This window comes from candidate division TA06 bacterium, assembly GCA_004376575.1.
Classification (GTDB): Bacteria; Hydrothermota; DG-26; order E44-bin18; family E44-bin18; genus E44-bin18.
Genome location: SOJN01000115.1, coordinates 20,368 through 27,499, shown reverse-complemented (window position 1 = coordinate 27,499; position 7,132 = coordinate 20,368). Strand labels below are relative to the sequence as shown.

Genomic DNA, 7,132 nt, shown 5'->3' with positions numbered 1-7,132 from the left:
CAGGTATCACATGGAGGAAGAGAAAAGTCAGACGCAACATCAGAACAGATGCAGAGAAGAGTACGGTAGACCAATCCCAATGGCAAACAAGGACGTAGCACCCCATTACCAAGCACTACCGCCAACTAATTTGGAGAAGAGCAAAAATATAAAAGTGTCGAAGATCCTGAGCACTTCGCCACGCTCAGCATAAACTCCGCCGAAGGATCTGCTTGTACCAGATTGCTTCAGGACTGCGTCCTTCGCAATGACATTTCTGTTGTTGGCGTTCGTGTGGCTTTCTCAGCGCAGAAGGAGGAGTTTTTTTGCGGCTGTGTAATCTCCCGCTTTCATCTGGTAGAAGTAGACACCACTGGGCACGAGGTTTCCGCTGCCGTCTGTGCCATCCCAGTGGACGGTGTGGCGGCCAGATTCCATCTGCCCATCTGCTAAGGTTTTCAGCATCCTACCAGAAGTATCATAGATTTTCAGTGTGGTGTGGGCGGGTTCTGGTAATTGGTAATTGATGATTGTGAATTCCCGGCAGGGGTTGGGGCTGTTCTGGAATAGTCGGAAATTGGGAATTGGGATTCGGTAATTAGCTCTGTCCTCTTCAATCCCTGTGGGAGGACTCGTGTTGAAGAGAATGGAGACATCGTTGCTCCACCTATTTGCAACGGCAAGGTCGGTATCGCCATCCCGGTCAAGATCCGCTCCAAAAACAGACCTCGGGCCACTTCGAACTCCGTAGCTCTCCAGACGCGCAACAAAGGTGCCATCTCCCCTGTTGATCAGGATGCAGACATTGCCCCTCTCAAAGTTTGTCACCGCAAGGTCCACATCGCCATCGCCGTCAAGGTCAGCTCCAAAAACAGAGTTTGGGAGGAATCCCGCCGGATAGTTGAGCGCACCATCAAAGGTCCCATCTCCGTTGTTGAGAAGTATGGAAACGTCGCCGCTCAATTCATTTGCCACGGCCAGGTCCACATCGCCATCGCCGTCAAGGTCAGCTCCAAAAACACAGTGTGAGCTAGTTCCAGCCCAATACTCCACCGCAGGGGTGAAGGTGCCGTCTCCACTGTTGAGAAGAACAGAGACACCAGCCCCCTCATTCGCCACCGCAAGGTCGATATCATTATCTGCATCAAGGTCAGCTCCAATAACGGAGTACGGAGTCACCCCAACCCAGTAGATCGCGGCAACAGCGAAGGTGCCGTCTCCATTGTTGAGGAGAATGCAGACACCAGCCCCCTCATTTGCCACGGCAAGGTCTACATCGTTATCGCCGTCAAGGTCAGCTCCAAAAACAGACCTGGGCCAATCCCCAACATTGTAGTTGACCGCAGCAGCAAATGTCCCATTTCCATTGTTGCGGAGGATAGAGACATTATCCACAGCAGAATTCGCCACCGCAAGGTCAATATCACTATCGCCGTCAAGGTCAGCTCCAAAAACAGAATGCGGCCAATGTCCAGCCGCATAGTTGACAGCAAGGGCAAAGCTGCCGTTGCCGGTGTTCAGGAGGATGGAGACATTGTCGGCCACATTGTTAACCACGGCAAGGTCGATATCATTGTCTCCGTCAAGGTCAGCTCCAAAAACAGAAATCGGCTCATTCCCAACCCCATAGTTCACCGCAACAGCAAAGGCGCCGTCTCCATTGTTGAGCAGGATTGACACACCGTCGCCATGATAATCTGCCACGGCAAGGTCAATATCACCATCGGCATCCAGATGAGCGCCAAAAACAGAAGACGGACCTTGCCCAACCCCATAGCTCACCAGAAGGGCGAAGGTGGCGTCTCCGTTGTTGCGAAGTATGTAAACGTCTCCGCTCAATTCATTTGCTACAGCAAGATCGGTGTCTCCATCGCCGTCAAGGTCGGCACCAAAAACAGCGCACGCACCCATTCCGGCTTCATAGTCGACCGCAGCAGCAAAGGTCCCATCTCCGTTGTTAAGTAGGATGGAGACATTGTGACTCCCCACATTTGTGACGGCAAGATCGACATCATCGTCGCCGTCAAGGTTGGCTCCAAAAACAGAGCTCGGGGCATCTCCAGCCCCGTAGCTGACTGCAGCAGCAAAGGTCCCATCTCCGTTGTTGAGAAGTATGGAAACGTCGTCGCTCCATTCATTTGCCACGGCAAGGTCAGTGTCATCATCTCCGTCAAGGTCAGAACCAAAAACAGAGTACGGACTATTTCCAGCCCCGTAGCTCACTGCCACAGCAAAGGTGCCATTTCCGTTGTTGAGAAGTATAGAGACATCGGTGCTCCCCACATTTGTCAGGGCAAGGTCAATATCACCGTCACCGTCAAGGTCCGCTCCAAAAACAGAGCTTGGGAGGAATCCGGCCCCATAGTTGACCGCAGGTGCAAAGGTCCCATCTCCGTTGTTGAGAAGTATGGAAACGTCGTCGCTCAATTCATTTGCCACAGCAAGATCGGTATCTCCATCGCCATCAAGGTCAGAACCAAAAACAGCGCACGCACCAATTCCGGCCCCATAGTTCACCGCACCCGCAAAGGTCCCATTTCCGTTGTTGAGTAGGATGGAGACACCGTTCCCAAGACAGTCTGCCAGGGCAAGGTCAATATCACCGTCACCGTCAAGGTCCGCTCCAAAAACAGACTGCGGTTTATCTCCAGCCGGGTAGTCAAGCCGGGCGGGCCGGAAAAAGGGTCGAAAAGCTCTAGATTCCACAGCAAGCCCCAGCATAAACATCAAGACAAGCGTGAAACATACATACAGTCGAACATAGAGTTTCATGGCCCGCTCCCTATCTTTTCGTGGCGTTTGTTGAGTACAGTAATCCCTTCACCTTTCCCGACTCCCCGGGAACGATTACGGTTCCTTATCATAGTACGAAACTACCCTACGCTGCAAGGGAAAACTGAAGTCCCGGGCCACGCCAGGAAACCACAGAGCCCGAAAATCCAAACCAAGAACACGAAATTAGGAAATTCCTCTCACCCCTTCCCCACGCCTTCGAAATTCCCCCAACCCGGTGCCACTCCTTCGAAAATAGAAATTCCCTCGACCCTTCATTACACCTTCGAAAATGGAGACTACGAATTTCGAAGGGGCAGGGTATGGGTGATGGGAATTTCGCAGTTTCGGGTGTCGGGTGATGCAGAGGAGGGAATTTCGTTATCTCCAGCTTACTTTGCGTATGGCGTACAGCCAATTCCCAAGGAGTGGATGCTCCAGTTGCAACGAAATGGCAGACCCACGCGCCTCGCGACCCATGGGTCTACATGTAGTGGGGGCAGGTGGTCACACCAATTGAAGAGTTTTCGTTCTATTGTTTTCCCGTCTCGGTGACTACTTCAGGATTCTTTTGTTCCAGTTTCGGTTCCAACAAGAGTTTCATCCTCATACATTTCTTCATCAAACGGATCTGTGGTCTTCTCGAATAGATCTTCCAGGTTCTTTCCTTTCGGTAACGTGGATTGAGCGCTGAGGGCCATCCACCAAAGCGCTACTGTATCGTAATCCGAAAAATGAGATCTGTCCATAGACGCCTCCACTACAACTTTCTTAGTGCCATGGTTCGGTTCTACCGCTTTCTACAGCGTTACTCTCTCTCATAACAACAAGATTTGTGCCGTCCCGGATGAGAGATGCGTAATGACTTGAACTGCATGGAGTTAAAAGCAGAACAACCAGAACCTGGCGCCCAATTGAGCAGGAAAAGCGAAGCGTTTTGTTACAGATATCACTTTAATGGATAAAGCACTAATTCGGTGGCCATAGGGCCACCGAAAACGAAAAAGACCCACGCCGTTTGTTGACGGCGTGAGGCCTGCCTGCGGCGTCTCACGGTGCCTCGTTCCACGGGGTATTTTTCGTCCTGTTTAGTCTTTGTTAGCGGTCACAAGCGAAGCGCAGTGACTTCGTTACAAAGACTTAATCCCGAGCGAGGCCCTGAGGCTCCCGAAGGGCGAAGTCGAGGGGAGGTGCTTGGTTACTCATAACTTCACTCAGCCTGGACTCAGCCGAAGGATCACCCAGAAGCAGATTCTTCCCCCCTTCGCCCGACTTCGCTTTTTCTAGCTACGTCGGGTTTCACCTGACTACGCCTTTCATAGCTTCGTCAGGTTGCACTTTTCTAAGCTTCCCGACTCTGCTGTCCCTAGCTCCGCCGGGCTTCGCGTTGGACTTCGCGGAGGGCAGGCAACTCTTTTTGCTGGTGGATTGTGTTCAGTTCTTCGGGTGCCGAACGAAGGAATTGAAACCCGCAGATGGGCTTAGGAGCTGATAGTTCTCTTGTATCTTACGTCTCGGGAAAGGATGGCGGGGGTCGGGGGCTTTCGTTCTTCGTTATTCGCAAAGGATGGGGGGTTATGGGTTGACCGGGGCGCAGCCCGTTGCTATAATAGGCGGAAATACAAGAGAGAAATCCCTATGGAATCTCGAATGGTCACTGCGCGCACCATGGAAGATGAGGCGCAGGCAGCCAGCCACTATCTTCGATGGATGAAGAAGGCCTTTGGCCGCCTGGACTTCTATGAAAAGACACATGCCGATGTGAAGGAGTTTGCCCGCCGGCGTAAGCTGAGTGTCGGCGCACTCAAGCTTCTCGATAAGCACAAAGAAATCGGGATAATCTACGTTCAGACCGACAACACCTTCCGGAGGATGAACGAAGAAGTGGTCACACTTCTGGCCAAAGCCATTTATGAAACAGTGACAGTCAGCACGGACAATGATGCAGAAAACAAGTGGACAAGCGCTTTCGAGAAATTCCGAGAAGCAATGCTCAAGTGCTACAGAGAGACTCTGGCACAGGACGCGGCTCTCAACATTGCCTTTGAGGCGACTGCCAGGATAATAATGGAGAGTTCTCTAAGAAAGTGGCTTGCAGACTTGAGGCCTCATCAACAACAGTACAGGGACGACGTCGTCTACAGCCTATCCAAGGAACTGAGCGGATTCTTCCATCATCTCCGTTCCAAACTTGCAAGTGAGGTCCGCTTTGACGACTCACTCATAGTTGAGACATTCTCCCGAGCGCAAATCTTCCCGGGCAACCTTGAGGACATCCAGGTGAACGACCTCAGAGCGACCATCAGAGAGAACGGCCTTCCCGCCGGGCTCTACGAGAGCGTCCACAAGTTCTTCGTCTCTTCACTCAGTACAGAATTCGAACGAAAGCTGATCGAGCTGGCAGAGAGGAAACCTCCGACCGCTAGAAGGGACATAGCGAAGCTTCTGGAAGGACCTCCCTTCACCGTGTCAGACCCCGGGCTGGTCAAGCTGCACCGCATACTGGTAAAGAAGGCAGAAAAACTTATCAGCGACTCTATTCCGGAGCTTTCTGAGGTTGAATCAAAGCTTAAGCACGGTGAAAAGAAGCTGAAAACAGAGCTAGTACATGGTCTTGAAGGGCTCAATGAAACGCTTTCCAGACTTTCCTCCTCGCAGGAAAGCTTCTCAAAGCTGTCGACCGAAACCAAGAGGAAACTTGAAACCTTAGAAGAGGCTCTCAACCGGAACTTCTGGTCCATAGGAGAACTGAAGAGGAGACAGGCTGTCCTTCTGGAAGGAATCGACAACGCCCGTGACTTGAGAACCCTCAATCCGAAAGAGCTCAAAGACCTTATCTCCAGGGGCGAGCAACCTGCCAGGATATCCTTCACCAAATTCACAGAAGAACTTAAACTGATCAAGCAAAAACACGGTGACGGCCTCGGTCTTCTCTCCAAGACAGAGAGAGACGCACTCAATGATACCATAAGGGAACAGGTTAAATCCTACAAGGACAATTTGAAAATCGTGAAGAGGAAAAGAGAGTCGACTCGGCTATTGGAAAAAGAGCAGGAACTTCTGCTCGGGCTTTCAACCTCTGGCCCCGGCAGACTGGGAGCGAAAAGATTCGACGTGGACGAGCTATTGAGACGCTACCTGAGAATATCAGAAGGCCTTATCGAACCATTCTGCATGAGCAAGAAGATATTGAGCCTTTTCAAGGTGTGGCCACCTGAGAGCAGCGCTCTTTCAATAGAAGGAACCTCACTCACAGACGAGGCCAAGTACATCGGTGAGGAACTTGACTACAGACGCAAATTCTACAGGATTCAGGTCGAACGAACCGAGCCAGAACCCAAGGATAAGCCGCTCCTAGAGATACAGGAGAATTTGGACCTGAGGGAAGCCATAGTCGAGAACTTCGCAGAGGTGGTTACTGTCCTGGTATATGACATCAGGGGATCGACGTTCATGGGTAAGCGGCTCAAGAATGCACAGATTGAGAGCGAAATCCGAAATACATTCAACGTGGCTATGCTCAAAGCTGCCAAGAGGCACGGGGCGTTCTTCCTCAAAGATACTGGCGACGGAGGCATACTGTTCTTTTCAGGAAACTCCAAAGAGATATACGACCTGAACTACACGACGCTCCACAATGAAAAGAAAACTTCAAGGCAGTTCACGCTGATCGATGAGGCCCCTGAGCTGAACCCATCAGCCAGAGCAGCAGAGAAGGCCATAAAATGTGCGCAGGAAATGGTGGACGCTGCAAAGACGTTCGTCCAAACCAACTTCGCCAAGTACCCGAACTGGTTCAGAGAGACCGCGGAAAGGAGCATATTCTATGAGGGCATGACGTATGCCAACCTTCCCCCGCAATATCAGAGAATCTTCCAGATAGGTGTGGGAATAGCCAGTGGTAAACCTGGAAGAGACCTCTCTTTTGGTATGAACTCATTTGGAGACCCGGACATAACCGGGGTTCTCATAAGGGACGCAAACTTCTACTCGAAGGCCCGTGATCCTCGCCGTTCTGTCGTTCTGTGCGACGGCGCCACTCTCATCAACTTCCTTCTCAACGTGGAGAGATTCGAACCCACGGACCGGAAAGAGGGAACAACAGAACTCGTGTCTCCGGAAAGGAGCGATAAGTTTCTGACGGATGAGGTGATGAAGTGGACACGTCTGAAAGAAGAAAGAAAAGGTTTCAGGTTCAGCCAGTTCGGCATTGCAATCGAAAGAATAGGGTATCAGCTTCTCTCAGGCGAAAAGCTTGTTGGCAAACTGGACCTCGCAGTCAGAGAAGAGAACCTCACTATAAATAAGTTTGCTGAACTGTTGGATGAAAAGGGTGGAGAGATAAAGGTCATTTACGAGATACTGCCCGAGAAGGAATGAT

Annotated in this window: 4 protein-coding genes; 2 read left to right on the top strand and 2 right to left on the bottom strand. The window is 51.2% G+C overall.

Features of this window, described 5'->3' with window-relative positions; translation table 11 throughout:
- Positions 1-208: 208 nt before the first annotated feature.
- Positions 209-319: a hypothetical protein gene (locus tag E3J62_09695; GenBank protein TET44669.1), complete on the top strand. Its 111-nt coding sequence runs from the start codon at positions 209-211 to the stop codon at positions 317-319.
- Here E3J62_09695 and E3J62_09690 read toward each other — a convergent pair.
- Positions 283-2,751, bottom strand: a complete 2,469-nt coding sequence (locus tag E3J62_09690; GenBank protein ID TET44668.1) for a T9SS type A sorting domain-containing protein — start codon at positions 2,749-2,751, stop codon at positions 283-285. The two genes, E3J62_09695 and E3J62_09690, sit on opposite strands and share 37 nt — an antisense overlap.
- Before the next feature lie 560 nt (positions 2,752-3,311).
- Complete coding sequence (locus tag E3J62_09685) at positions 3,312-3,500, bottom strand: hypothetical protein (GenBank protein ID TET44667.1); 189 nt, start codon at positions 3,498-3,500, stop codon at positions 3,312-3,314.
- 889 nt (positions 3,501-4,389) lie between these two features.
- Here E3J62_09685 and E3J62_09680 point away from each other — a divergent pair.
- Positions 4,390-7,131, top strand: coding sequence for a hypothetical protein (locus tag E3J62_09680; GenBank protein ID TET44666.1), 2,742 nt, complete (start codon positions 4,390-4,392; stop codon positions 7,129-7,131).
- Position 7,132 lies beyond the last annotated feature (1 nt).